At 72.4% G+C, this 25322-nt stretch carries 22 protein-coding genes and 1 riboswitch; of the genes, 13 read left to right on the top strand and 9 right to left on the bottom strand.

Annotated features, from left to right (window positions below; all coding sequences use genetic code 11):
* Positions 1-46 precede the first annotated feature (46 nt).
* Positions 47-1699 carry a diguanylate cyclase CdgB gene (gene cdgB / locus AB0E07_RS05130; RefSeq protein WP_362246560.1) on the top strand — a complete coding sequence of 551 codons (1653 nt, stop codon included), beginning with the start codon at positions 47-49 and terminating at the stop codon, positions 1697-1699.
* 118 nt (positions 1700-1817) lie between these two features.
* On the top strand, positions 1818-2768 hold the full coding sequence (locus AB0E07_RS05125; RefSeq protein ID WP_362246558.1) for a carbohydrate-binding protein: 951 nt from the start codon (positions 1818-1820) through the stop codon (positions 2766-2768).
* 10 nt (positions 2769-2778) lie between these two features.
* On the opposite strand, the gene AB0E07_RS05120 is transcribed toward AB0E07_RS05125, so the two are convergent.
* The 3 genes from AB0E07_RS05120 to AB0E07_RS05110 form a co-directional block, all read right to left on the bottom strand.
* Positions 2779-3708: a 1-phosphofructokinase family hexose kinase gene (locus tag AB0E07_RS05120; protein WP_362246556.1), complete on the bottom strand. Its 930-nt coding sequence runs from the start codon at positions 3706-3708 to the stop codon at positions 2779-2781.
* Positions 3709-3824: 116 nt separating this feature from the next.
* On the bottom strand, positions 3825-5039 hold the full coding sequence (gene nagA, locus AB0E07_RS05115; RefSeq protein WP_362246554.1) for an N-acetylglucosamine-6-phosphate deacetylase: 1215 nt from the start codon (positions 5037-5039) through the stop codon (positions 3825-3827).
* Positions 5039-5980 (bottom strand): ROK family protein, encoded by a 942-nt coding sequence (locus tag AB0E07_RS05110; protein ID WP_362246552.1) that lies wholly within the window; start codon positions 5978-5980, stop codon positions 5039-5041. Before AB0E07_RS05110 ends, nagA begins: the two co-directional genes overlap by 1 nt.
* A 128-nt stretch (positions 5981-6108) precedes the next feature.
* Here AB0E07_RS05110 and AB0E07_RS05105 point away from each other — a divergent pair, with 128 nt between their 5' ends.
* Genes AB0E07_RS05105 through otsB form a run of 3 tightly spaced genes read left to right on the top strand, consistent with a single transcriptional unit; the run spans position 6109 to position 8559 of the window.
* A complete protein-coding gene (locus AB0E07_RS05105) occupies positions 6109-7356 on the top strand; it encodes an extracellular solute-binding protein (RefSeq protein ID WP_362246550.1) in 1248 nt (415 codons plus the stop codon).
* A 59-nt stretch (positions 7357-7415) separates the two neighbouring features.
* Complete coding sequence (locus AB0E07_RS05100) at positions 7416-7649, top strand: DUF3263 domain-containing protein (RefSeq protein WP_362246548.1); 234 nt, start codon at positions 7416-7418, stop codon at positions 7647-7649.
* A 58-nt stretch (positions 7650-7707) separates the two neighbouring features.
* A complete protein-coding gene (gene otsB / locus AB0E07_RS05095; RefSeq protein ID WP_362246546.1) occupies positions 7708-8559 on the top strand; it encodes a trehalose-phosphatase in 852 nt (283 codons plus the stop codon).
* A 6-nt stretch (positions 8560-8565) separates the two neighbouring features.
* Here the strand turns inward: otsB and AB0E07_RS05090 are convergent, their stop codons facing one another.
* Together AB0E07_RS05090 and AB0E07_RS05085 are read right to left on the bottom strand one after the other, a co-directional pair.
* Complete coding sequence (locus AB0E07_RS05090) at positions 8566-9951, bottom strand: trehalose-6-phosphate synthase (protein ID WP_362246544.1); 1386 nt, start codon at positions 9949-9951, stop codon at positions 8566-8568.
* Positions 9952-10013: 62 nt separating this feature from the next.
* The gene (locus AB0E07_RS05085; protein WP_362246542.1) at positions 10014-10958 is read right to left on the bottom strand and encodes a glucosyl-3-phosphoglycerate synthase; all 945 of its coding nucleotides are present in this window, start codon (positions 10956-10958) and stop codon (positions 10014-10016) included.
* A gap of 171 nt (positions 10959-11129) precedes the next feature.
* A riboswitch (SAM riboswitch) is annotated at positions 11130-11288 on the top strand.
* A gap of 18 nt (positions 11289-11306) precedes the next feature.
* Between AB0E07_RS05085 and thrC the strand changes: the two genes are divergently transcribed.
* The 4 genes from thrC (at position 11307) to groL (ending at position 15428) form a co-directional block, all read left to right on the top strand.
* Positions 11307-12590: a threonine synthase gene (gene thrC, locus AB0E07_RS05080; RefSeq protein WP_362246540.1), complete on the top strand. Its 1284-nt coding sequence runs from the start codon at positions 11307-11309 to the stop codon at positions 12588-12590.
* Positions 12587-12862, top strand: coding sequence for a MoaD/ThiS family protein (locus AB0E07_RS05075; RefSeq protein WP_362246538.1), 276 nt, complete (start codon positions 12587-12589; stop codon positions 12860-12862). The genes thrC and AB0E07_RS05075 overlap by 4 nt, the downstream gene beginning before the upstream one ends.
* Before the next feature lie 399 nt (positions 12863-13261).
* Positions 13262-13465: a cold-shock protein gene (locus AB0E07_RS05070; RefSeq protein ID WP_004986573.1), complete on the top strand. Its 204-nt coding sequence runs from the start codon at positions 13262-13264 to the stop codon at positions 13463-13465.
* A gap of 340 nt (positions 13466-13805) precedes the next feature.
* On the top strand, positions 13806-15428 hold the full coding sequence (gene groL / locus AB0E07_RS05065) for a chaperonin GroEL (RefSeq protein WP_351927281.1): 1623 nt from the start codon (positions 13806-13808) through the stop codon (positions 15426-15428).
* Between the two features lie 93 nt (positions 15429-15521).
* Here groL and AB0E07_RS05060 read toward each other — a convergent pair whose 3' ends face one another.
* Genes AB0E07_RS05060 through AB0E07_RS05045 form a run of 4 tightly spaced genes read right to left on the bottom strand, consistent with a single transcriptional unit; the run spans position 15522 to position 20195 of the window.
* Positions 15522-17096, bottom strand: coding sequence for a polysaccharide deacetylase family protein (locus AB0E07_RS05060; RefSeq protein ID WP_362246534.1), 1575 nt, complete (start codon positions 17094-17096; stop codon positions 15522-15524).
* Positions 17093-17287, bottom strand: a complete 195-nt coding sequence (locus AB0E07_RS05055) for a hypothetical protein (RefSeq protein ID WP_362246532.1) — start codon at positions 17285-17287, stop codon at positions 17093-17095. Before AB0E07_RS05055 ends, AB0E07_RS05060 begins: the two co-directional genes overlap by 4 nt.
* The gene (locus tag AB0E07_RS05050; RefSeq protein ID WP_362246530.1) at positions 17284-18786 is read right to left on the bottom strand and encodes a glycosyltransferase; all 1503 of its coding nucleotides are present in this window, start codon (positions 18784-18786) and stop codon (positions 17284-17286) included. Before AB0E07_RS05050 ends, AB0E07_RS05055 begins: the two co-directional genes overlap by 4 nt.
* Complete coding sequence (locus tag AB0E07_RS05045; RefSeq protein WP_362246527.1) at positions 18783-20195, bottom strand: nucleotide sugar dehydrogenase; 1413 nt, start codon at positions 20193-20195, stop codon at positions 18783-18785. Before AB0E07_RS05045 ends, AB0E07_RS05050 begins: the two co-directional genes overlap by 4 nt.
* 219 nt (positions 20196-20414) lie before the next feature.
* Here AB0E07_RS05045 and AB0E07_RS05040 point away from each other — a divergent pair, with 219 nt between their 5' ends.
* The 4 genes from AB0E07_RS05040 (at position 20415) to AB0E07_RS05025 (ending at position 25322) form a co-directional block, all read left to right on the top strand.
* The gene (locus AB0E07_RS05040) at positions 20415-21545 is read left to right on the top strand and encodes an NADH:flavin oxidoreductase (RefSeq protein WP_362246525.1); all 1131 of its coding nucleotides are present in this window, start codon (positions 20415-20417) and stop codon (positions 21543-21545) included.
* 43 nt (positions 21546-21588) lie between these two features.
* Positions 21589-22473, top strand: a complete 885-nt coding sequence (locus tag AB0E07_RS05035) for a metallophosphoesterase (RefSeq protein ID WP_362246523.1) — start codon at positions 21589-21591, stop codon at positions 22471-22473.
* Between the two features lie 135 nt (positions 22474-22608).
* Entirely contained in the window at positions 22609-24087 is a 1479-nt protein-coding gene (locus AB0E07_RS05030) for an MFS transporter (RefSeq protein ID WP_362246521.1), read from the top strand.
* A 164-nt stretch (positions 24088-24251) separates the two neighbouring features.
* On the top strand, positions 24252-25322 hold the full coding sequence (locus tag AB0E07_RS05025) for a tyrosine-protein phosphatase (protein ID WP_362246519.1): 1071 nt from the start codon (positions 24252-24254) through the stop codon (positions 25320-25322).

The raw sequence follows: 25322 nt of genomic DNA, 5'->3' as shown, positions 1-25322 counted from the left end.
AAGACAACCCTTGATTCACTGCCGAGGTCTCGGGGGGAGGGCGAGCATGGAGACCGAGTCGGAGCCGTACGTCCGTCTTGCGACCCTGCGACAACTGCACCAGGTCATGGCGGACATGAACACCGCGCGCAGCCTGGCCGACACGCTGCAGACCGTCGCCGACGGCGTCGTCACCGGCCTCGGCTACGAGCTGGCGTGCGTCAACCTGGTCCGCCAGGACGGCGACCTGGTCGTCGCCGCGCTCGCGGGCAACCCCGCCGCCGAGGCGCTGATCACCGGCCGGGTCGGCTCGCGCGAGTCCTGGGACCGCCGGCTCAGCATGGGCGAGCACTGGGGTGACCTGGTCTTCATCCCGCACACCGAGGGCTGGGTCCTCGACGACGACGACGTCCCGCAGTGGTACACCGACGGTCCCGCGCCCCGCTTCGAGGACGAGTGGCACCCCTCCGACCGGCTGTTCGCCCCCATGTACACGCCCGGCGCGCACGGCGGCGGCAGCGGCGAGCTGATCGGCGTCCTGTCCATGGACCGGCCGCGCAACGGCAGGCTGCCGGGCGCCTGGGGCCGCGAGGCCCTCCAGATGTACGCGTTCCAGGCCGCGATCGCGATCAGCAACGCGCGTCTACGTGCGAATATGCAGCGGGCACTGGTCAGGCTGGAGCGCGATCAGCAGGCTCTGCGGGCCAGCGAGGAGAGCTTCCGGCAGGCCTTCGAGTACGCCCCGTCCGGCATGGCCATCGCCGAGATGGGCGGCGACCAGCACGGCCGCATCCTGCGCACCAACGACGCCCTGTGCCGCCTGCTGGGCCGCCCCGCCGCCGCGATGCGCCGGTACTCCTTCTCCGACCTCGTCCACCCCGAGGACATAGGCACCCTGCTCCGGACCTCCGCCGAGGGCGGCCGGGCCGAGCTGAGGCTCGGACGCCGCGACGGCACCTACGTCTGGGTCAGCCTGCGCAACAGCGTGGTCGCCGACGCCGCCGACGGGCCGCGCTTCCTGCTCACCCACGTCGAGGACATAGAGGAGCGCAAGCGGCGCGAGCTCCAGCTCGCCCACCGCGCCTCCCACGACTCCCTGACCGGCCTGCCGAACTCCGCCGAGCTGCGCGCCCGCCTCTCCTCGCGCCTGTGCCGGCGCCCCGCCCACGCGGGCGAGCTGGAGACCACGGACGCGGCCTACGGCCACCCCGCCTTCGACGTCAACGGCCACGGCTTCGACTTCCCGCCCGGCGCGGACGCCCTCGACGGCTACGACCACCACGTCCACACCGTCGCCCCCGCGAGTGACTACGACGACGGCACGAAGGGGCTCGCGGTGCTCTTCTGCGACCTCGACGGCTTCAAGTCGATCAACGACCGGTTCGGGCACAACGCGGGTGACGCGGTTCTCATCGAAGTGGCCCGCCGGCTCACCCGGGGCGTCCGGGACGGCGACACGGTGGCCCGGCTCGGCGGCGACGAGTTCGTCGTCCTCGCCGACGGACTCGGCCGGGCCGACGCCCAGGACCTGGCGGTTCGGCTGCGCAACGAGATCATCCAGCCCATCCGGGTCGACGGCCGGGCCGTGCGGGTGGGCGCCAGCTTCGGCATCGGCTGGGCGCACTGCGGCATGACGGCGGACGAGGTCCTGAAGTCCGCCGACGAGCGGATGTACGTAGAGAAACGATCTCGTCCCAAACAACACAGACGCGCGGGATGAATCCCAGGTCAGCGAGCTGATGCGGTCCGAGTCACCCGTTTGGGTCAGTCAGAGCGGGTAGGCTCGCCCTTCGTCACACGTACCGCATCCGCCCCGCACCTGGTGAGGAGACCAAGGGATGACGTCCGGCAACAACGGCGCCCATACGCCCGAGGACGACGACCCGTTCGGCTACCTCTACGCCGACGGGCAGGCCAACGGCGCCCAGCCCCCCTCCGGTGGCTACGGCTACCCGAACTCGGTGAACCGGGTGCGGTCGGTCGGCCAGCGGCAGTACGGCCAGCAGCAGGCGCAGACGGCCCCCTACGGCCAGGTCCCGCAGCAGCAGGGCGCCTACGGCCAGTCGAACGCGCACTACGCGGCCCCCGAGACCCTCCCGGGCGGCGCGCCGACCACCCAGCAGGCGATGCCGTCGCACGGCGTCGGCGGGGGCGGCCGCGGGCGCGGCCCCAACACCAAGGGGCTGCTGATCGGCGCCATCGCGGTGGTCGCCGCGGTCGTGATCGGCATCGCGGTCGCGATGGCCGGCGGCGACGACTCCGAGGGCGGCGACGGGAACCAGGCCGACGCCACGCCGACCCAGTCCCAGACCGAGGAGGCCACTCCCTCGCAGGGCAGCAGCGCCGAGGAGGAGGTGGAGCTGCCGACCTCGGACGCCAAGGCGATGCGGCTCGCGCAGGGCGCGGCCATCGCCTCCGAGGTGGAGGGCGCCCAGTCGGAGAACGGCACCTACGTCGCGGGGCTGAACCAGCCGGGGGCCTCGGTCACCTGGACCGTGAACGGCATCCCGGAGGACGGCCCGTACACGCTGTTCGCGCGGTACAGCGCGGCCGGTGAGGACCAGTCGATGACGCTCACCGTCAACGGCAAGCCCTTCGGCTCCAAGCTGAGCATGAAGAACTACGCGAAGGCCGCGGACGGCGACTTCGCCAAGGGCTGGACGACGACCTACGCGTGGCCCACGCTCAACAAGGGCACCAACACGATCTCGGTCTCCTGCGGCGACGGCGACAAGTGCGACGTCCTGCTGGACCAGATGTGGGTGAAGGCGGGCAACGTCAAGCGGTAGGAGCGTCGGCTCAGGCCGCGGTGGCCTCCGCCGTCACCGCCACCCGGGCCAGCAGTTCCTCGTAGGCCGCGCGGTCGAACTCGCCCGCCACCGGCGCCAGTACGCTCGCCGCCGACAGGGCCGCGGCCCGCGCCAGGCGGTCCGGCCAGGGCAGCCGCTCCACCAGGCCCGACAGCAGGCCCGCGACCGCCGCGTCGCCCGCGCCGGTCGGGTTGCCGCGCAGGGGGCCGGGCGGGGTCGCGCGCCAGCGCCCCTCCGGGGTGTGCGCGAACAGGCCCTCCGCGCCGAGCGAGGCCACCACCGCGTGCGCACCGCGCCGCCGGGCGTCCTGTGCGGCCCGCAACGGCTCGTGGGAGCCGGTCAGTTCGGCCAGTTCGTCGGCGTTGGGCTTGATCAGGTCGGGGCGGGCGGCGACCGCCCGGCGCAGCGGCTCACCACTGGTGTCGAGCAGCACCGGGACGCCCGCGGCGCGCGCCGCGCGGACCAGGCCCGCGTAGGCGCCCACCGGAACACCCGGCGGGAGGCTGCCGCACAGGGCCACCGCGTCGGCCGAGGCGAGCAGCCGGCCGTAGGACTCCTGGAAGGCGGACCACTCGACGGGGGTGACGATCGGGCCCGGCTCGTTGAGCTGGGTGGTGTCGCCGCTGAGGTCGTCCACCACGGCCGTCGTACGGCGGGTGGCGCCGGAGACGGGCACGAGGGCGTCGGTCAACCCGGGGACCGCGGTGAGCCGTTCGCGTACCACCCGGCCGGTGGCGCCGCCGACCAGGCCGGTGACGGTCACCTCGTGGCCGAGGGCCGCCAGCACCCGGGCCACGTTCAGGCCCTTGCCGCCGGGGCGTTCGAGGACCTCGGAGACCCGGTGCGAGGCGTGCGGACGCAACGCCCGTACGCGATAGGTGATGTCGAGAGCGGTGTTCGGCGTGACCGTGAGGATCACCCGGACCGACCTCCCCCCGCAAAGTGGTGCCGTCTCTTCCGGGCCTGATCATGCCAAACAGACGGCGGTCGTCCCAGCCCTCGGGGCGACCGCCGTCCGTACCGTTGCCGGACGGATCAGCCCAGTTGGGGATCGACCACCCATGCACCCCGGCGCAGCACGCCCTTGAGGTCGAAGGAGGAGTCGAGAACCACCAGGTCGGCGTACTTGCCGGGCTCCAGGGAGCCGATGGTGTCCGAAAGGCCCAGCAGCCGGGCCGGGTTGGCGGACAGGGCCGTCACCGCGTCCGGCACCGAGAGGCCGTCGACCGTCACCGCGCGCTTGAAGGCGCGGTCCAGGGTGAGCGTCGAGCCCGCGATCGAGCCGCCCTCCACCAGGCGGGCGACGCCGTCGGAGACCTCCACCTCCAGCGGGCCGAGCATGTAGCGGCCGTCGCCGAAGCCCGCCGCGTCCATCGCGTCGGTGATGAACGCGACCCGGTCCGCGCCCGCGTGATGGAACGCCAACTGGAGGGAGGCGGGGTGCAGATGGGTGCCGTCGTTGATCAGCTCGACGGTGATCCGGTCGTCCTCCAGCAGCGCCGCGATCGGGCCGGGGGCGCGGTGGCCGAGCGGGGGCATCGCGTTGAAGAGGTGGGTCGCCACGGTGGCGCCCGCGTCGATCGCGGCCACGGTCTGCTCGTACGTCGCGTCCGTGTGCCCGATCGCCGCGATCACGCCGTGCTCGGCGAGCATGCGCACCGAGTCGATGCCGCCGGGCAGTTCGGTGGCGAGGGTGACCATGGCGGCCCGGCCGCGGGCGGCGTCGATCAGCTTGCGCACCTCGGCCGGGTCGGGGTCGCGCAGCAGTTCCTCGGAGTGCGCGCCCTTGCGGCAGGGGGAGATGAACGGGCCCTCGAAGTGGATGCCGGCGACGTCGCCCTGCTCGGCGAGTTCGGAGAGCAGGCCCGCGCGCTGGACGAGGAAGTCCATGTCGCCGGTGACGGTGGAGGCGACCAGGGTGGTGGTGCCGTGCCGGCGGTGGGTGTCGATGCCGAGGAGTACGTCCTCGACGGTGCCGGAGGTGAAGGAGGCTCCGCCTCCGCCGTGGTTGTGGAGGTCGACGAAGCCGGGGACCACGTAGTGGTTGGTGACGTCGATGACCTGGGCGTTCTCCGGGGCGCTCGCGGTGATTCGGTCGCCCTCGAAGGCGATCGTGCCGTTTTCCACGAGTCCTGTGGGAAGGGCTACGTGGGCTCCCTTGAGGATCGTGTGCGGGCCGGTGGGGGTTTGTCGCGCCCCGCGGCGGAGCCGCAGATCATCGCTGCCCCGCGCCCCTGGGGGGGTTGCCATCAGGTCGTTACCTCCGTGCCGTCAGTAGTGTCGAGGAGATCCCAGGCCAGTAGCCCGGCACCGAGGCAGCCTGCCGTGTCGCCCAGGGCTGCCGGGACGATGGCCGGCAGTTTCTGGAACGTGACCCGTTGCCGGACGGCGTCCTGCAGTGGTGTGAACAAGGTTTCCCCCGCCTCGGCGAGGCCGCCACCGATGATCAGGGTGCGCGGGTCCAGCAGGGTGAGGGCGCTGACCAGGCCGTCCGCGAGGGCGTCGACCGCCTGCCGCCAGACGCGTACGGCGTTCGGGTCGCCGGACGCGACGGCCTTCGCGCAGTCGGCGGCGTCCGCCTCCGGGTCGCCGCTCGCGGCCGCCCAGGCGTCGCTGACCGCGGCGGCCGACGCGTACCGCTCCAGGCAGCCGCGCTGTCCGCAGGGGCAGGGGCTGCCGCCGGGCCGTACGACGACATGGCCGATCTCGCCGGCGAAGCCGTGCGCCCCGGCCTCCACCCGGCCGTCCAGGCCGATCGCCCCGGCGATGCCGGTGCCCAGCGCCACGAACAGGAACCGGTCCGTGCCCCGGCCGGCCCCGATGCGGCCCTCGGCGAGTCCGCCGGTGCGGACGTCGTGGCCGAGCGCGGCGGGGATGCCCAGCCGGGCGCCGATCAGCTCGCGCAGGGGGACGTCGCGCCAGCCCAGGTTGGCGGAGTAGGCGGCGACGCCGGTGGCCTCCTCGACGATGCCGGGGACGGCGAGACCGGCCGCGACGGCCGGCTCGCCGAGGGTGTCGACACCGTGGGCGCGCAGCTCGGCGGCGAAGTCGAGGATGCCCTCGACGACCGCGTCGGGGCCGCGCTCGCGTCCGGTCGGCCGGCGGGCCTGGTGCAGCAGGGCGCCGTCGGCCCCGACCAGGGCGGCCTTCATCCCGGTGCCGCCCACGTCGAGGGCGATGACATGTCTCACGGGGGACAGTGTGGCGCCTCTACCCAGGAGAGGTCTAGTCCACTAGGGTGGTGTAGACCTTATGACGTTGTTTCGAAAGTTTTCGCTTCGGGTTGGGGACATAGGCAGTGCAGCGGCGTAGGACGGCAATGATCGCGGCGGTGTCCGCCCTCGGCATGACGGCGGTGCTCGGCGGCTGCGGCCTGACCGGGGGGTCGGACGAGGTCACGCTGAGGCTCGTCGCCGCCGACTACGGCGACAGCGCGGCCAACAGCTCCAGCAAGTACTGGAACTCCCTCGTCGAGGCGTACGAGAAGGACCACCCCGACGTCAACGTCGAGGTCAGCGTCTACTCGTGGACCGACGTCGACCGCAAGGTCAAGGAGCTGGTCGACGCCGGCAAGGCACCCGACCTCGCGCAGATCGGCGCCTACGCGGACTACGCGAAGGCCGGGAAGCTCTACACCGCCAGCGAACTGCTCTCGATCACCACCCAGGCCGACTTCCTCCCGCAGTTCGCCTCGGCCGGCGCGGTCAAGGGCATCCAGTACGGGATGCCGTTCGCCTCCTCCACGCGGCTGCTGTTCTACAACAAGAGCCTCTTCGCGGAGGCCGGCATCTCCGCCCCGAAGACCTGGCAGGAGCTGGCCGCGGACGCCGAGGCGCTGAAGGCGAACGGGGTGAAGTACCCGTACGCGCTGCCGCTCGGCCCGGAGGAGGCGCAGGCCGAGACCATGCAGTGGCTGCTCAGCGGCGGGGGCGGCTACACCGACACCAACGCCGGGACCTACCAGATCGACTCCGAGGAGAACGTCGCCACCTTCGACTGGCTGAACGACCAGCTGGTCGGCCAGGGTCTGACCGGTCCGGTCGCGCCCGCCACGCTCAACCGCGCCGACGCCTTCGAGGCGTTCACCAACGGCGAGGTCGGCATGCTCAACGGGCATCCCTCGCTGATGAAGGCGGCCGAGGCCAAGGGCGTGAAGTTCGGCATGGTGCCGATGCCCGGCGCCGACGGTCCGAGCGAGGTCTCCATGGGCGTCGCCGACTGGATGATGGCGTTCAAGCAGAACGGCCACGCCGAGCAGGTCGGCGACTTCCTCGACTTCGTCTACCAGGAGGAGAACGTGCTCGCCTTCTCCCGCGAGTACGACCTGCTGCCCGTCACCAGCGCGGTCTCCGACATCATGAGCACCGCCGAGCAGGACGCCGACCTCAAGCCGTTCCTGGAGGCGCTGCCGTCCTCCGAGCTGTACCCGGTGGGCCGGACCTCCTGGGCGGCGGTCAGCGCGGCGGTGAAGAAGCAGATCGGCAGGGCCGTCTCCTCCAGCGGCGACCCCGAGACCGTGCTGGGCGACCTCCAGGCGACGGCGGCGGCAGCGGAGAGCGCCGAGTAGCGGAGCGCGCCTTGCCGCGCGACGGCCGCGCTGTCGGTGCCGGGGGTTACCGTGCCCCCATGCACCCGGACCCGCTGAACCCCAGGGAACAGGCCGTCCTCGCGCTGGAGCGACGCGGCTTCGCCGGCCCCGGCGCGAAGGAACGGGCGATCCGCGAGGAGCTGGGCCTGGCGCCGGTCCGCTACTACCAGCTGCTCAACGCCCTCCTCGACGACGCCCGTGCCCTCGCCCACGACCCGGTCACCGTCAACCGTCTGCGCCGGGTCCGGGACGCCCGCCGGAGCGAGCGCTGACGCCACCGGACCCCGGGCCCTGATGACCGGCGGCCCGGGGTGTGGATAGGGTCGCCGTATGGGCAGCCACAAGGACTCGACCCCCCTGCCGACCCCCGCCACCCGCGCCGGACGCGCCGGTCTGGAGGCGCTTCTCGACCGGCCCGAACGGGCGGTGATCGCGCTCGACTTCGACGGGACGCTCGCACCGATCGTGCCCGACCCCGACCAGGCCCGCGCCCACCCCGACGCGGTACCCGCGCTCGCCGCGCTCGCGCCCAAGGTGGCCGCCGTCGCGGTGGTCACCGGCCGCCCGGCCGGGGTCGCGGTCCGCAACGGCGGCTTCGCCGGCGTCCCCGGCCTGGAGCACCTCGTCGTCCTCGGCCACTACGGCGCCGAACGCTGGGACGCCGTCACCGGTACCGTCACCGCCCCCGCCCCGGACCCCGGGGTCGCCGCCGTCCGCGCGGAACTGCCCGGCGTCCTCGACGGCGTCGGCGCCTGGCACGGCACCTGGATCGAGGAGAAGGGCCGCGCGGTCGCCGTGCACACCCGCCGCGCCGCCGACCCGCAGGCCGCCTTCGAGGCGCTGCGCGCGCCCCTCGCCGACCTCGCCGCCCGCCACGGCCTGATCGTCGAGCCGGGCCGGATGGTCCTGGAGCTGCGCCCGCCCGGCATGGACAAGGGCGTCGCCCTGCTGGAGTACCTCCGTGAGACCGACGCGGCCTCGGTCCTCTACGCCGGTGACGACCTGGGCGACCTGCCCGCCTTCGCGGCCGTCGACAAGCTCCGCACCGACGGCACCCCGGGCCTGCTGGTGTGCAGCGGCAGCGCGGAGGTCCCGGAGCTGGAGGAACGGGCCGACCTGGTGGTGAAGGGCCCGGCCGGAGTGGTGGACCTGCTGACGCGACTGGCCTCCGAGCTGGCCTGACCCGCCTCAGCCGGTCAGCGCCCGCAGCTGCTCCAGGAACCACTGGGACGGGGGCAGGGCCGTGGCCGACGCGGCCAGGCGCTTGGTGCGCTCGGCGCGCTCGTGGGGCGGCATCGTCAGGGCCTCGTGCAGGGCCTCAGCGGTGCCCAGGACGTCGTAGGGGTTCACCACGATCGCGTCCTCGCCGAGTTCCTCGTACGCGCCCGCCTCCCGCGACAGCACCAGCGCGCACCCCTCGTCGGAGACGACCGGCACCTCCTTCGCGACCAGGTTCATGCCGTCCCGGACCGGGTTGACCAGGGCCACGTCGGCGAGCCGGTACGCGGCCAGGGAGCGCGCGAAGTCGTCCTTGACGTGGAGCACCACCGGCGTCCAGCCCGGGGTGCCGAAGGCGTCGTTGATCTCGTCCGCGAGCCGCCGCACCTCGGCGGTGTAGTCGCGGTAGACGGCGAGGTCCTGACGGGAGGGGTAGGCGAAGGCGACGTGCACGACCCGCTCGTGCCACTCGGGGCGGTCCTCCAGCAGGCGCCGGTAGGCCAGCAGCCCGCGCACGATGTTCTTCGACAGCTCCGTCCGGTCCACCCGGACGATCGTCTTCCGGCCGGCGCCGATCTCCGTCCGCAGCGCCGCCATGCGCTCGGCGACGTCCGCCTCGTGCGACCGCGCGCGCAGGAAGTCCGCGTCCGCGCCCAGGCCGTGCACACCGACCTCGGTGGAGCCGAGGCCGCCCGCCTCCTGGGCGCAGGCGGTGAAGGCGTCCGCCCAGCGCCGGGTGAGGAAGCCGAGCCGGTCGGCGCCGAGCATGCCGTCGAGCACCTGACGCGCCACGTCGTCGGGGAGCAGCCGGAAGTAGTCGACCGGCGCCCACGGCGTGTGCGAGAAGTGGCCGATGCGCAGGTCGGGCCGGAGGCCGCGGAGCATCCCCGGCACCAGCGTCAGGTGGTAGTCCTGGACCAGGACCGCCGCGCCCTCGGCCGCCTCCTCGGCCAGCGCCTCGGCGAAGGCCCGGTTGTAGCGGACGTAGTTCTCCCACTGCCGCCGGAAAACGGCGTCGAAGACCGGCTCCAGCGGCGTCTGGTACAGCATGTGGTGGACGAACCACAGCACGGAGTTGGCGACGCCGTTGTAGGCGTCGGAGTGCACCTCGGCCGGGATGTCGAGCATCCGTACGCCGTCCTCGCCGACCCCGCGGCGGACCGCCTCGCGGTCGCCGTCGGAGAGCGCCGAGCACACCCACAGCGCGCCGGCGTCCGGCCCGATCGCCGAGAGGCCGGAGACGAGTCCGCCCCCGCCGCGTTTGGCGCGCAGCGAACCGTCGTCCTGGACCTCGTAGGAGACCGGGCCGCGATTCGACGCGACCAGCACCTGGGCAGCACCGTGCGTGGAAGCCATGTGCTCCAACCTAGCCCGTGCCGTAAACGCTCAAACGTACGAGCCGGCGGCGGGGGCGTGGGTTACGCCACCTTGCGCGCGGCGTACTCGGCGATCTCCACCATCGGCGGCCGTTCCTCGGTGTCCACCGAGTAGGTCCGCGGCTCGAAACCGTCCTCGCCGCGCTCGAACTGGGTGAGCGAGGGGCGGACGAGGTGCCCGCGGGCCAGCCGCAGCTGGGCCGTGCGGTAGATCGCCGCGGACATCCGGCCGAGCGCCTGCCCGTCCTGGTGCCGGTGCTTGCGCACCCCCACGTCGACCTGGGCCAGCGCGTCGAGGCCCACCAGGTGCAGCGAGTCGATCAGCATGCCCAGCTCCACGCCGTAGCCGACGGGGAAGGGGAGCTGTTCGAGCAGGGAGCGGCGGGCCGCGTACTCCCCGCCGAGGGGCTGCACGAAGCCGGCCAGCTGCGGCCAGTGCATGTTCAGCAGCGGGCGGGCCATCAGCTCGGTGACCCGGCCGCCCTGTCCCGCGGCCTGCCCCAGCGGCCGGTCGTACATCGCCTTGACCAGGTCCACCCCGGGCTCGGTGAGCAGCGGGCCGACGATGCCCGAGACGAAGTCCGAGGAGAACTCCTTCAGGTCCGCGTCGATGAAGCAGACGATGTCGCCCCGGGTGGCCAGCAGCGAGCGCCAGAGCACCTCGCCCTTGCCGGGCGCCGTGGGGATGCGGGGCAGGATCGCGTCCCGGTGGACGACCGTCGCCCCGGCCGCCGCCGCGACCTCGGAGGTGCGGTCGGTCGAACCGGAGTCGATCACGACGATCTCGTCGACCAGCGGCACCTGCCGCATCAGGTCGTGCCGGATCACGGCGACGATGTCACCGACCGTCCGCTCCTCGTTGAGCGCGGGCAGCACGACGGAGACCGACTGGCCCGAGGCGCGTTTCGCGGCCATGATCTGGTGCAGCGGGCGGTCGGTCACGGACCAGGAGCGGGTACTCAGCCAGCGTTCTACTTGTTCCAGCACAGTGCGCGGCTCCTCTGCGTTCTCTCGGCAAGCTCGGGACCGGCATGACGGGCATGTGATCCATCTCGCGGTTCGGACGGCTCCCTCAACTGTCCTGGCCTTCGGTTACAGTCTTGAACAACGCTGATGACCATCGCATGTCGGGGGTCGTCAACGCCCACAACCACATACCGCTCATCCAGAGGGGCAGAGGGACACGGCCCGATGAAGCCCCGGCAACCCTCCAGTCGGTTCTCGTAGCGATCACTGTCGATCGTCCTTGCGAGGCTCCCGGCTAGGGAAGGTGCCAAATCCGTCTCACGGCGAGATGCGTCGTGAGGAAGATGAGGAGAAAGGGCCTCGCCTCACATGGCTGTGCAGACTGCCGCAAGCACCGGAAACACCACCGTCGACCTCGGCCCCGCCGCCGCCCTGAGCTGCCGCGAGTGCGGTCACCGCGTCCCGCTCGGCCCGGTCTTCGCCTGCGAGGAGTGTTTCGGCCCGCTGGAGATCGCTTACGACTTCTCGGCGTACGACACCGAGGAGCTCCGCGCGCGGATCGAGGCGGGCCCCGCGAACATCTGGCGCTACGCGCCGCTGCTGCCCGTCCCCGCAGACGTGGCGGACAAGCCCAACCTGAACCCCGGCTGGACCAAGCTCGTGCAGGCCGACAACCTGGCCCGCGAACTCGGCGTCACCGGCGGCCTGTATGTGAAGGACGACTCCGGAAACCCGACGCACTCCTTCAAGGACCGCGTCGTCGCCCAGGCGCTGGAGGCCGCCCGCGCCTTCGGCTTCACCACGCTCAGCTGCTCCTCCACCGGCAACCTGGCCGGCGCGGTGGGCGCCGCGGCGGCCCGTGCGGGCCTGCGCTCGTGCGTGTTCATCCCGCACGACCTGGAGCAGGGCAAGGTCGTCATGGCCGCGGTCTACGGCGGCGAGCTCGTCGGCATCGAGGGCAACTACGACGATGTGAACCGCTTCTGCTCCGAGCTGATCGGCGACCCGGCCGGCGAGGGCTGGGGCTTCGTCAACGTCAACCTGCGGCCCTACTACGCGGAGGGTTCCAAGACCCTCGCGTACGAGATCTGCGAGCAGCTCGGCTGGCGGCTGCCGGACCAGATCGTCGTGCCGATCGCCTCCGGCTCGCAGCTCACCAAGATCGACAAGGGGCTCCAGGAGCTGATCAAGCTCGGGCTGGTCGAGGACAGGCCGTACAAGATCTTCGGTGCCCAGGCCGAGGGCTGCTCGCCGGTGTCGGTGGCCTACAAGGAGGGCCACGACGTGGTCCGCCCGCAGAAGCCGAACACCATCGCCAAGTCGCTGGCCATCGGCAACCCGGCGGACGGGCCCTACGTCCTGGACATCGCCCGCCGCACCGGCGGCGCGGTGGAGGACGTCACCGACGAGGAAGTCGTCGACGCCATCAAGCTGCTGGCCCGCACCGAGGGCATCTTCGCCGAGACGGCCGGCGGTGTGACCGTCGGTGTGACGCAGAAGCTGATCAAGAACGGTCTGCTCGACCCGGCGAAGACGACTGTCGTCCTCAACACCGGCGACGGCCTGAAGACCCTCGACGCGGTGGCCGGCACCGGCCTCACCGCCACCATCCGCCCGAACCTGGACTCCTTCCGAGAGGCTGGCCTCGCATGAGCGTGACCGTCCGCATCCCCACCATCCTGCGCACCTACACCGGCGGGCAGGCCGAGGTCGCCGCCGAGGGCGGCACCCTCGGCGAGGTCATCGCCGACCTGGAGAAGAACCACACCGGCATCGCCGCCCGCGTCCTGGACGACCAGGGCAAGCTGCGCCGCTTCGTGAACGTCTACGTCAACGACGACGACGTCCGCTTCGAGCAGGGCCTGGACACGGCGACCCCCGAGGGGGCCGGCGTCTCCATCATTCCGGCGGTCGCCGGCGGTTGATCGTTACCTTCGGTAACTGAGGTTACCGAGAGTTCATCGAATTGCCCTCTCCGTAAGAGAAACGGAGGGGGCAATTCTGCTTGATTGAGCACGGTACAGTTGGGGAACCCGCCGCTGTCGTGCGATAAGAAGTAGCCAAAGTGTGCGGGTATTTTGCGTCATTTGCTTCTTTTGCGGGGCCCGACTTGCCCTGAATCCAGGCGAATTCTTACTACATTCCGGACCTCGTGCGTCCAGAATTCTCGTCCGATTGACCTGTTGCAGACGGCAGTTGGACAGATACATTCAGCCGCGGTCGACGCGTTCCGGCGCACGCCCCCAAAACGACTGGGGGGTGAGGTCTGACCCGGATCCGCGAAGTGCGGATCTGCGCAAGGGCCAGTAATAGGGGAGTTAGGCATGGCTCAGGGCACCGTCAAGTGGTTCAACGCGGAGAAGGGGTACGGCTTCATCGCGGTCGACGGTGGTGCGGATGTTTTCGTCCACTACAGCGCGATCCAGATGGACGGTTACCGCACCCTGGAAGAGGGCCAGCGGGTCGAGTTCGAGATCTCGCAGGGCCAGAAGGGCCCGCAGGCCGACATGGTTCGCGTCACTGCCTGAACGCGCGACCGAGAACCGCAAGCGACGTCTTCCGCTGAAGGGCTCGCACCGGAGGGACCCAACCCCTCGGGTGCGAGCCCTTCCGTGTGCCCGCGCGCGGGCCGGCGCCGGGCCGCGCGCCCGATCGGGTGGGGTTCGATCCCCGAGAGCCGCTTGCACTCGCATGGGTCGAGTGCTAATCATTGGCGTTAGCACTCTGAAGGTGAGAGTGACAACGAAGGACCGGGTCGGTGAGGCCGCAGGCCGGGTGGGGCAAGGAACCACGAGGCAGGCAGGCCGTCCGTCGCGGGCGCGGGCGCGGTCCGAGGAATCACCCCCAGTCCTGGAGGGACCACTTCACATGGCCAAGATCATCGCGTTCGACGAGGAGGCGCGGCGCGGCCTCGAGCGCGGCATGAACCAGCTCGCGGACGCCGTCAAGGTGACGCTCGGCCCCAAGGGTCGCAACGTCGTCCTCGAGAAGAAGTGGGGCGCCCCCACGATCACCAACGACGGTGTCTCCATCGCCAAGGAGATCGAGCTCGAGGACCCGTACGAGAAGATCGGCGCCGAGCTGGTCAAGGAAGTCGCCAAGAAGACGGACGACGTCGCCGGTGACGGTACGACCACCGCGACCGTTCTCGCCCAGGCGCTGGTCCGCGAGGGCCTGCGCAACGTCGCCGCCGGCGCCAACCCGATGGCCCTGAAGCGCGGTATCGAGAAGGCCGTCGAGGCCGTCTCCGCCGCCCTGCTGGAGCAGGCGAAGGACGTCGAGACCAAGGAGCAGATCGCCTCCACGGCCTCCATCTCCGCCGCCGACACCCAGATCGGCGAGCTGATCGCCGAGGCCATGGACAAGGTCGGCAAGGAAGGCGTCATCACCGTCGAGGAGTCCCAGACCTTCGGTCTGGAGCTCGAGCTCACCGAGGGTATGCGCTTCGACAAGGGCTACATCTCGGCGTACTTCGCCACCGACATGGAGCGGATGGAGGCGTCGCTCGACGACCCGTACATCCTGATCGCCAACTCCAAGATCGGCTCCGTCAAGGACCTGCTCCCGCTGCTGGAGAAGGTCATGCAGTCGGGCAAGCCGCTGCTGATCATCGCCGAGGACGTCGAGGGCGAGGCCCTGTCGACCCTGGTCGTCAACAAGATCCGCGGCACCTTCAAGTCCGTCGCCGTCAAGGCCCCGGGCTTCGGCGACCGCCGCAAGGCGATGCTGAACGACATCGCCATCCTCACCGGCGGCGAGGTCATCTCCGAGGAGGTCGGTCTCAAGCTCGAGAACACCTCCCTGGACCTGCTGGGCAAGGCCCGCAAGGTCGTCATCACCAAGGACGAGACCACGATCGTCGACGGCGCCGGCTCCTCCGAGCAGGTCGCCGGCCGGGTCAACCAGATCCGCGCCGAGATCGAGAACAGCGACTCCGACTACGACCGCGAGAAGCTCCAGGAGCGCCTGGCGAAGCTCGCGGGCGGCGTGGCCGTCATCAAGGCCGGTGCCGCCACCGAGGTGGAGCTCAAGGAGCGCAAGCACCGCATCGAGGACGCCGTGCGCAACGCCAAGGCGGCCGTCGAGGAGGGCATCGTCGCCGGTGGTGGCGTGGCCCTGCTCCAGGCCTCCGCGGTCTTCGAGAAGCTGGAGCTGGACGGCGACGAGGCGACCGGCGCCAACGCCGTGAAGCTCGCGCTGGAGGCCCCGCTGAAGCAGATCGCCGTCAACGGTGGTCTGGAGGGTGGCGTCGTCGTGGAGAAGGTGCGCAACCTGGCCGTCGGCCACGGTCTGAACGCCGCCACGGGTGAGTACGTCGACATGATCGCCGAGGGCATCATCGACCCGGCGAAGGTGACCCGTTCCGCGCTGCAGAACGCCGCCTCCATCGCCGCGCTGTTCCTCACCACCGAGGCCGTCATCGCCGACAAGCCGGAGAAGGCCGCCGCGGCCGCTCCGGGCGGCATGCCGGGCGGTGACATGGACTTCTGATCGACCTGACGGTTGATCCACGTCCTGACGGAGGGCGGCACTCCCCGATGAGGGGGGTGCCGCCCTCCGGCTTTTCCGCGTCCGGCCGCCGGGTCAGGGGGCGACCCGCAGGGAGGTGAACCGGGGCCACGCGCCGTCCGGGGCGTCGTTGCGGACGGCGAGCGACAGGCCGCCGTCCGTCCGCGCGGGTTCCTCCCCGTCGCGTCGGCGCACCGTCAGCGTCACCTCGTCGTCCACCGTGATCCGCACCGCCTCCGGCGAGACGTCGACGGTCATCCGGTGCGCCGGTGCCGGGGTGAGCCGCCGGACGGTGACCTCCGGTGCCGCCCCGTGCCGCTTCTCCGTCACCCGCAGTCCGTTGGCGCCGAGCGTGATCACACAGGGGTCGAGGCTGCCGTGGCCGACCTCGACCGAGACTCCGGTGCCGCTGCCGCGCAGCCGGTCCGCGCCGGCGGTCACCCGGTACGCGCGCCAGCCCGCCGTGGCCATGGGCAGATGGGCGGCCGAGGCGTACGTCCCGGTCGCGGGCCCCTCGCCGGTCAGGGCCGCGGTGCCGACCGGCCCGCCGTTCGCGTCCCGCCACTGGCCGGGGTGGAGCAGCGGCTCCGGTACGTCGCCGGGGGAGAGCGTGGTCCAGTCGGCGAGGCCGCTCAGCAGGTCGTCCGGGGTGGTCGAGCCCAGTACCTCCAGCCGCCTTACCTGTCCGGCCGCGGCGGCGCGGGGGCCGGCGGGCAGCGGCCGGGAGGTGGTGTTGGTGAGGGCCGCGGTGAAGCGGGCGTCCAGCAGTTCGCGCAGCACGGTGGTGCCTCCGTCGGCCTGGTTGGTCGCGCCGCCCGTCTCGGAGTAGGGGTAGGCGAACAGCCGCGGCCGGGGCAGCCCGTGCTCGGCGAAGGCGCTCAGTGAACGGTCGAGGTCCTCCTCGATCCGGGCCCGGTACTCCGCCGCGCTCTCCAGCCGGCCCTCCTGGTCCAGCCACAGCCGGTTGGCGAGGACCGAGCCGAGCCGCCCTGCCTCGTCCACGGCGGCCCTGCGGTGCGCGAGGTGGGTGTGGTCCTGGAAGTCCCAGCGGCCGGAGTCCGCCATCCGCCCGATCTCGTTCCAGGAGAGGTAGTAGGGGCGGTGGGTGTCCACGGAACCGGTGATCAGGTAGGCCGCCGCGCGCATCCGGTGCTTGGCGAGGACCGGGTCGGCGTACGTCCACAGGCCGCGGGTGCCGTCGTCGAAGGTCAGGTAGACGGTGCGCGGGGCGGGGGTGCGGCCGGTGGCGAGGTAGTCGGTGAACTCCTCGGTGGACAGGGTCCGGTAGCCGGCGCGGGCCAGCGCGGACAGCTGGGCGTCCAGCCGCTCGGGGGTGAGCGTGTAGCGGCCGCGGGGCTCCGGGGCGATGTCGTGGTAGGCGAGGACGACGGGCGCGGCGGCCTTCCGGGCGGGGTCGGCGGCGGGCCGGGCGTCCGCGTCGGCTCCGGGCGCCGGTACCTGGGCGGAGACCGTACGCCGTCCGGCCTCGTACTCCCAGGCGACGGCGAAGGGCACGGTGACCACGGCCACCGCCAGCCCTCCGAGCACGACCCGCGCCAGGGTCCTCCTCCGGGCCCGCCCGCGTTCCCGGCCCGGTGTGGTCGGGGAGGGGTTCGGTTGCTGTGCGGGCAGGGCGGGTTCGTCGGTCATCGGGTACCGCCGCGGGTGAGGACGACGTAGTAGAGGAGAGCGGCGGTCACCGCGGTGAGGGCGGTGACCAGCACGCGAACCGCGCGCCGCACGGAACGTGCGGCGCGTGCGGCCGCGCGGTCGGGGAGGTACTGCGAAGGGGCCGCGGGCGCGTGGTGCGGGGCCCGGCCGGTGGGGGTCGCTCGGGTCATACGGGAGTCCTCGTCCAGATTCCGCGGCGCAGGGTGAGAGCGGCGTACGGCAGCAGCCACGCCAGGACACAGCAGGAGAGCAGGCTCATCAGCGGGCGGTAACGCCAGTGCCGGTCGCCGGGGTTGTCGATGCGGTAGGCCAGGCCCCACAGGGCGCCCTTGAGCAGGACCCCGCACAGGTACAGCACCGTGAGGACCGCCGCCCAGTGCAGCGGCGCCCACACCAGGTGCCAGAAGACCAGCGCGGGCGCGGCCAGGACCCACAGGGCGTGGCCGTAGTAGAGCAGCGCGGGCACCGGTCCGCGGCGCCACATGAAGCCGCCGGTGAAGAAGAGGTTGCGGATGAAGCTCTTCTTCCAGCGGACCTGCTGGTGCAGGAAGGGCCGCCAGCGGGAGGGCACGTTCGTCCACACCAGCGCGGAGCGGCTGTAGGCGACCAGCCAGCGCCGCTCGGGGTGGTCCTCCTCGGTGACGAAGGGCGAGTCTGCGTGCCGGCGCTTGAGGTCCCGGCCGCGCCAGACCTGGCCCAGTACGTAGCCGGTCAGCTGGCGGTCGGTGGCGAAGCGGAAGGGGGCGCCCGCGAACCGGTCGGCCGCCCAGGCGGGCAGGTAGTTGTAGACGGCCTCGCGGCGGAACGCGGCGAGCGGTCCGGAGACGCAGCACACCGACCCGTAGGCCGACTCGGCCGCCTTGGCGATCCGGAACTGCCCCTCGTACCAGATGTCCTGAAGGCGGGTCAGGGCGCCGGTGGAGGCGTTCAGGGCCCGGCAGTGTCCGCTGACGGCGCCCAGTTCCGGGTGCCGGACCATCGCCCGTACGCAGCGCGAGACCGCGTCGGGCGCGACCACGCAGTCGGAGTCGGTGAAGACCAGCACGTCACCGTCGGCGAGCGCGCAGGCGCGCACCAGCGCGGCCTTCTTGCCGACGTTGCGCTCCAGCCGCAGCACGGTGATGCCCAGTTCGCCGGCGAGGGCGTCGAGGACGTCCCCGGTGCCGTCGCGCGAGCCGTCGTCGACGACGACGATCTGGAGGTCGGGCCAGTCGGAGGCGGCCATGGAGCGGACGCAGTCCTCGACGTTGCCGACCTCGTCCTTGACCGCGAGCAGGAAGCTGACCCGGGGCCGGGCGGGCAGGGCCGGGAACGCCTCGTGACCCCGGGCGCGGCGGCGCAGGGTGCGCTCGGCGGGGTCGTCGTAGCGGGCGTAGGCGAGGTAGAGCAGACAGGCGGAGCCGGTGAGCACGGTGAGGCCGTAGCAGGTCAGCAGCCCGGATCCGTAGGGCAGGCGGACCGCCCGGTGGGCGATCAGCAGCAGCACCGGGAGCAGCGCGAGGAGCACCAGCAGCCGTACCAGTGCGGCCCGTTCGCGGGGTTCGAGGCGGTGGAGGGTGGTGTCCTTGGCGGCCCGGAGCCGGTGCCGGGCGGCCGAGCCGGGGTGGCGCGTGGCCGCGCCCGCGGGGCGCGCGGTGTCCGGTGGGCGGAGTTCGGCGGGGGCGGTCACCGGGCGGCGGCCGGGGTCGGCGGGCGGTGGCGGTGGCGGGTGTCCAGCACCCGGGGTGCGGTCCGGAGCCAGTCCAGGTCGGTGTCGGGGTGGGCGGTGTGCAGGACCACCAGGTCCCAGTGCTCCTCGCGGGGCCGCGGCACGGACCGCAGCTCGCGCCCCGCCAGCTCGACGGAGTCCACGTGGCAGTCGCTGTAGTGGATGTCGGCGCCCTGTTCGGCGAGCAGCGCCAGCAGCCGCAGCGCGGGGCTCTCCCGGACGTCCGAGACCCCTTCCTTGTAGGCGACGCCGAGGACCAGGACCCGGGCGCCGGCGGGCCGCAGTCCGTCGGCCCGCAGGAGTTCGGCCGCGCGGGCGGCGATCCGCGCGGGCCGGTCCCGCAGGGCGGCCATCGCGGCCCGTACGACGGGTGCGGAGGGGGCGTGCTCCGGGCCGGTCCCGGCGTCCTGCTCGGGCAGCTGCCCGAGCAGGTAGTAGGGGTCGCACGGGATGCAGTGGCCGCCGGCTCCGGGGCCCGGGTAGAAGGGCAGGAAGCCGTAGGGCTTGGTGGCCGCCGCCTCGATCACCGGGAGCGGGGCGAGGCCGAGGTGCAGACAGGCGTCGGACAGTTCGTTGGCGAGGGCGATGTTGACGGCGCGGAAGACGTTCTCCCAGAGCTTGGCCATCTCCGCGGTCTCCGGCTCGGCCACCTCGTGGACCTCGGCCGCGGTGGCGGCGAGCAGGAAGGCGGCGGCGCGGGAGGCGAGCGGTCCGGCGCCGCCGACCAGGCGGGGGGTGTTCTCCGGGGTGTGCCGGGCGTTGCCGGGGTCGATGCGTTCGGGTGCGAAGGCGACGAGGACCTCGCGCTCGGCGGTCAGGCCGCGGGCGGCCAGGGGGCGGATCAGCAGGTCGCGGGTGGTGCCCACGTGGCTGGTGGAGGTCAGCACGATCAGCTGGCCGGGGGCCGCGCGTTCCACCACGGACGCGCAGGCGGCGCGCAGCGCGGTGAGGTCGGGTCGGTGGTCGGCCGTGACCGGGGTGGGGACGCAGATCACGACGGCGTCCGCCTCGCGCACCGCGTCCGCGTCGGTGGTCAGCAGCAGGTCGCAGGTGTTCTCGGCGCAGGCGAGCACGGCGTGCTGGGCCGGGAGCAGGTCGACGACGCCTTCCCGGATGTCGTCGATGCGGCGGGCGCTGGTGTCCACGCCGACGACGGCCGCCCCGGCTCCCCACAGGGCCAGGGCGGTGGGCAGGCCGACGTACCCCAGGCCGACCACGGCGACGGTGATGCCGCGCAGGGCCTCGGGGCCGCGGCCGTCCCCGGTGAGGGCGCGGTCCGCCCAGCGGGCCACGCCGGGCGCCGCCGGGGCGGGTGCCGCCGGGTCGTCGGGGGTCACTCCATTGCTCGCGTTGACGTGCGTAATAGTCACAAAGTGATATGTACGGCTCATCCCTCGCCGAGGTGCGGAAAGGCGGGCGCGGGTGCGCCGGTTTCACTCCATTGGAGCGCCGGGGGCGCGCGGTGTGGTGGGCGTCACAGTGGGGATCGGGCGGAGGCCGGAATGCCGTCGCGGGCGGGACCGGTTGTGAGGAGCGAGCGATGTATTCGCGTGCACATACCAGCCGGTCTATTCCGAGGAGCCCCCCACGTGACCGCCACCATCGAACGGTCCGCCTCGCGCGCCGCCGAGATCCTGTCCCGCCCGGTCGCCATCAACGGCCTGACCGTGCCCAACCGGATCGCCATGGCGCCGATGACCCGCATGTTCTCCCCGGGCGGCGTCCCGGGCGAGGACGTGGTGTCGTACTACGCCCGCCGGGCCGCCGCCGGGGTGGGCCTGATCGTCACCGAGGGCACCTACGTCGGGCACGACTCCGCCGGACAGAGCGACCGCGTGCCGCGCTTCCACGGCTCCGAGCAACTGGCGGGCTGGGCGAAGGTCGCCGACGAGGTGCACGCGGCCGGCGGCACGATCGTTCCGCAGCTGTGGCACATCGGCATGGTCCGCAAGCAGGGCGAGCCGCCCTTCGCGGACGCGCCCGCGGTCGGCCCGTCCGGGCTGCGCGTCGACGGCACCGAGGGCACCGGCCGGGCCATGACCCGGCAGGACCTGGACGACGTCGTCGGCGCGTTCGCCGAGGCCGCGGCCGCCGCCGAGCGCATCGGCTTCGACGGTGTCGAGCTGCACGGCGCCCACGGCTACCTGATCGACCAGTTCCTCTGGTCCGGGACCAACCGCCGCACCGACGAGTACGGCGGCGACCCGGTGGCCCGTACGAGGTTCGCGGCCGAGATCGTCGCGGCCGTGCGCGCGGCCGTCCCCGCCGACTTCCCGGTGATCTTCCGCTACTCCCAGTGGAAGCAGGAGGCCTACGACGCCCGCCTCGCCGAGACCCCCCAGGAGCTGGAGGCGATCCTCGCCCCGCTCGCGGCGGCCGGTGTCGACGCCTTCCACGCCTCCACGCGCCGCTACTGGCTCCCCGAGTTCGACGGCTCGGACCTCAACCTGGCCGGCTGGACCAAGAAGCTGACCGGCCGGCCCACCCTCACCGTCGGCTCGGTCGGCCTGAACGGCGACTTCATCAAGGCGTTCCAGGGCGAGGGCGCCGAGCTGGGCTCCCTCGACAACCTCCTGGACCGACTGGAGCGCGACGAGTTCGACCTGGTCGCGGTCGGCCGGGCCCTCCTCCAGGACCCGCTGTGGGCGCAGAAGGTGCTGGCCGGCCGGGTGACGGAACTGGCCCCGTACGACCCGGCGTCGCTGCGCTCGCTGAGCTGACGCCCTCTGGTTCCGTGCCCGGGGGCCCGTTAGGTTCGGGGAGATGAGGGTCCTTCATCTCTCCGACACCCATCTCGACCGCGCCGACGAGCCCAACCGGCACGGCGTCAACGCCACCGCGTCCCTGCGGCTGATGCTCGCCGAGCTGCGGCACCAGCGGGACGTCGGAGCGGTCGTGGTCAGCGGCGACCTGGCCGACGACGGAGCCGTCGAGGCGTACGCGACGCTGCGGGAACTGGTGGGGGAGTTCGCCGCGGGGCTCGGGGCGCCCCTGTTCCTCAGCACCGGCAACCACGACGAGCGCGCCGCCTTCGCCAAGGTGCTGGGCAGCGGGCACCTGGGGGCCGACGGCGGGGACTGCGCCGAACTGGTCCTGGAGTCCGCCGCCGGGGAGCGGGCCGCGGTGACCACGGTCGACGGGTGGCGCTTCGTCACCCTGGACTCACTGGTGCCGGGGGAGGTGTGGGGGCGGATCGGCGCGGTCCAGCTCGACTGGCTGCGCGAGGTGCTGCGCACGCCCGCCGCCCGGGGGACCGTCCTGGTCCTCCACCATCCGCCGGTCGCCCTCGACCATCCGCTCCAGCGGCTCTTCGGTCTGCGGGACCCCTCGGCCCTCGCCGACGTCGTCCGCGGGACCGATGTCCGGGCCGTGCTCACCGGGCACTTCCACATCCAGCTCTGCGGCTTCCTGGCCGGGGTGCCGGTGTGGGTGACCCCGGGGGTGGTCAACCGCATCGACCTGACGGCCCGGCCGGGCACCGAGCGCGCCGTGCGCGGTGCCTCGGCCACGCTGGTGGAGCTGGGCGGTCCGGCGGGCCCCCTCTTCCACACCCTCCACGCCCGTGATCCACGGGCCCACGAGACGGTCCACGACCTGGACGAGGAGCGGATCGACGCGTTCGTGGCGGCGCGCCGGCCCCGGGACTGAGGCCAGGGACCGAGCCCCGGGACTGAGGCCTCGCACCCCTGTGGCCTGCGCGTACGGACATCCCTTGCTTAAGTCAATCAACTGACTTAAGGTTGCCCGAGTCAATCGCTCAGCAGGTCCGACGGAGGCTTCGTCATGTCCGACACCCTTGCCCAGCCCGCCCCGGCAGGGGGTTCCGCCCCGCCGAGGACGAATGTCGTGGTGGCGGTGCTGGCCCTGGCCGGAATCGTCGTCTCGCTGATGCAGACCCTGGTCATCCCGATCGTCCCGGAGCTGCCGAAGCTGCTGGACGCCCCGGCCTCGGACACCGCCTGGGCGGTCACCGCGACGCTGCTCGCCGCGGCCGTCGCCACCCCGGTCGTCGGACGGCTCGGCGACATGCTCGGCAAGCGGCGGATGCTGCTGGTCAGCGCCGCGCTGCTGGTCGTGGGCTCCCTGGTCTGCGCACTCAGCGACTCGCTGGTCCCGATGGTCGTCGGGCGCGTGCTCCAGGGCCTCGCCTCCGGTGTGATCCCGCTCGGCATCAGCATCATGCGCGACGAACTCCCCGCCGAGAAGCTCGCCTCGGCCACCGCCCTGATGAGCGCCTCCCTCGGTATCGGCGGCGCCCTCGGCCTGCCCGCCGCCGCGCTGATCGCCGACAACTTCGACTGGCACGTGCTGTTCTGGGTGTCGGCCGCCCTCGGTGCCGCCGCCACCGTGCTCGTCCTGCTCTTCGTGCCCGAGTCCCAGGTCCGCGGCGGCGGCCGCTTCGACCTCGTCGGCGGCCTGGGCATGGCGGCCGGCCTGGTCTGCCTGCTGCTCGGCATCTCCAAGGGCGCCGACTGGGGCTGGACCAGCGGCACCACGCTCGGCCTGTTCACCGCGGCCGTGGTGATCCTGCTCGCCTGGGGCCGGTGGGAGCTGCGGGTGGAGCAGCCGCTGGTGGACCTGCGCACCACCGCCCGCCGCCAGGTGCTCGTCACCAACCTCGCCTCGATCGCCGTCGGTTTCGCGATGTTCGCGATGTCCCTGGTGCTGCCGCAGCTCCTCCAGCTGCCCGAGCAGACCGGGTACGGCCTCGGCCGGTCGATGCTGGTCGCCGGTCTGGTCATGGCGCCGTCCGGTCTGGTCATGATGGCCACCGCCCCGGTCTCGGCCGCCGTCTCCAAGGCCAAGGGCCCCAAGGTCACCCTGATGATCGGCGCCCTGATCGTGGCCGCCGGCTACGTGCTGAACATCCTGCTGATGTCCGAGGTCTGGCACTTCGTGCTGGTGTCCTGCGTCATCGGCGCCGGTATCGGCTTCACCTACGGTTCGATGCCCGCGCTCATCATGGGCGCCGTGCCCGCCTCCGAGACGGCCGCCGCCAACAGCCTCAACACCCTGATGCGGTCCATCGGAACCTCCTCCGCGAGCGCCATCGCCGGTGTCGTCCTCGCCCAGATGACGACCGACTTCGGCGGCTACGCCCTGCCCTCGGAGAACGGCTTCAAGGTGGTCCTCGCGGTCGGCGCCGGAGCCGCGCTGCTCGCCTTCGTGGTCGCCTCCTTCATCCCGCGCCAGCGCCCCGCCACCCCGGCCGCCCCCGCGGGCGGCGCACCGGCACCGGACCGGGCCGCGGCCACGTCCTGACCGCCCGCCAGCCGGCCCGCCCCGCGCCCGTCCCCCGTGGACGGCCGCGGGGCGTCGGCGTGCCCCGGCCCGACCGGCGAGTGGCAGAAACTGCCATCGTGTCAGAAGGTGACAGTAAACCGGTGTTCACCCGGATGTCGATGTGTGCACACAGCATCCGTCTCATGAACAACCTCACCCGCGCCGGTGCCGCCCTGGCCCTCACCGCGCTCGCAGCGACCGCGACGGCCGTGCCCGCCGCCGCCCACACGCACCACTCCGACGCGCGGCCCACCCAGCGCATCCCGTTCACCGCGGCCACCGTGACCGCCGGCGACGACGGCTCGTACCGGATCGTCTGGACCGCCCCCGGGGTGCGGAACGTGACCGTGAAGGCGGGCGGCAAGGTCGTCGCGCGCGGCGGTGCGAAGGGTGACGTGACCGTGCGCGGGCTGGCCGCCGCCGACCGCCAGTGGTTCGACCTGGTGCCCGAGCGCGGCGGCTCGCTGCACCTCGCGGACCGGCTGATCGAGCTGGACGGCACCGTCAACTTCCGTGACGCGGGCGGCTACCGCACCAAGGACGGCCACTGGGTGAAGATGGGCGAGGTCTACCGCTCCGACGCCCTGAACCACCTCACCGACGCCGACCTGGCCAAGCTGGCGCGGCTCGGCATCCGGACCGTCTTCGACCTGCGGATGCAGTCCGAGCGCACCTCCGCCCCGGACCGCGTGCCGGCCGGCGCCACGTACACCGTCGCCGACGTGGTCGGTGACTCGGGCGCCTTCACGGCCATGCCCACGACCGCGGCCGAGTCCGTCGCGATGATGGTCGAGGGCGAGAAGGCCATGGTCAGCAGCGACTCCGCGCGCGCCGCCTACAGCACCGTGTACGCGGGGGTCGCCGACGAGGACGACCGCGGAGTGCTCTACCACTGCACCGCCGGCAAGGACCGCACCGGCTGGTCCAGCGCGGCCCTGCTGACGGCGCTCGGCGTGCCCGCCGACACGGTCATGGCCGACTACCTGGCCAGCAACACCTACCGGGCCGCCGCCAACGAGGCCACGCTCGCCGCGCTGCCCGCCGCGCAGGCCGCGATCTACAAGCCGCTCCTCGACGTCCGCCCGGAGTACCTCAACTCCGGTTACCAGGAGGTCCGTGAGGAGTACGGCTCCTTCAACTCCTACCTGCGCGAGGGGCTCGGCATCGACGCGCGAGAGCTGCGCGAGCTGAAGTCGGAGCTGCTGGTCGGCTAG

It is taken from the genome of Streptomyces sp. NPDC048002 (assembly GCF_040653275.1).
Lineage (GTDB): Bacteria > Actinomycetota > Actinomycetes > Streptomycetales > Streptomycetaceae > Streptomyces.
This window is presented reverse-complemented; position numbering and strand designations above follow the sequence as displayed.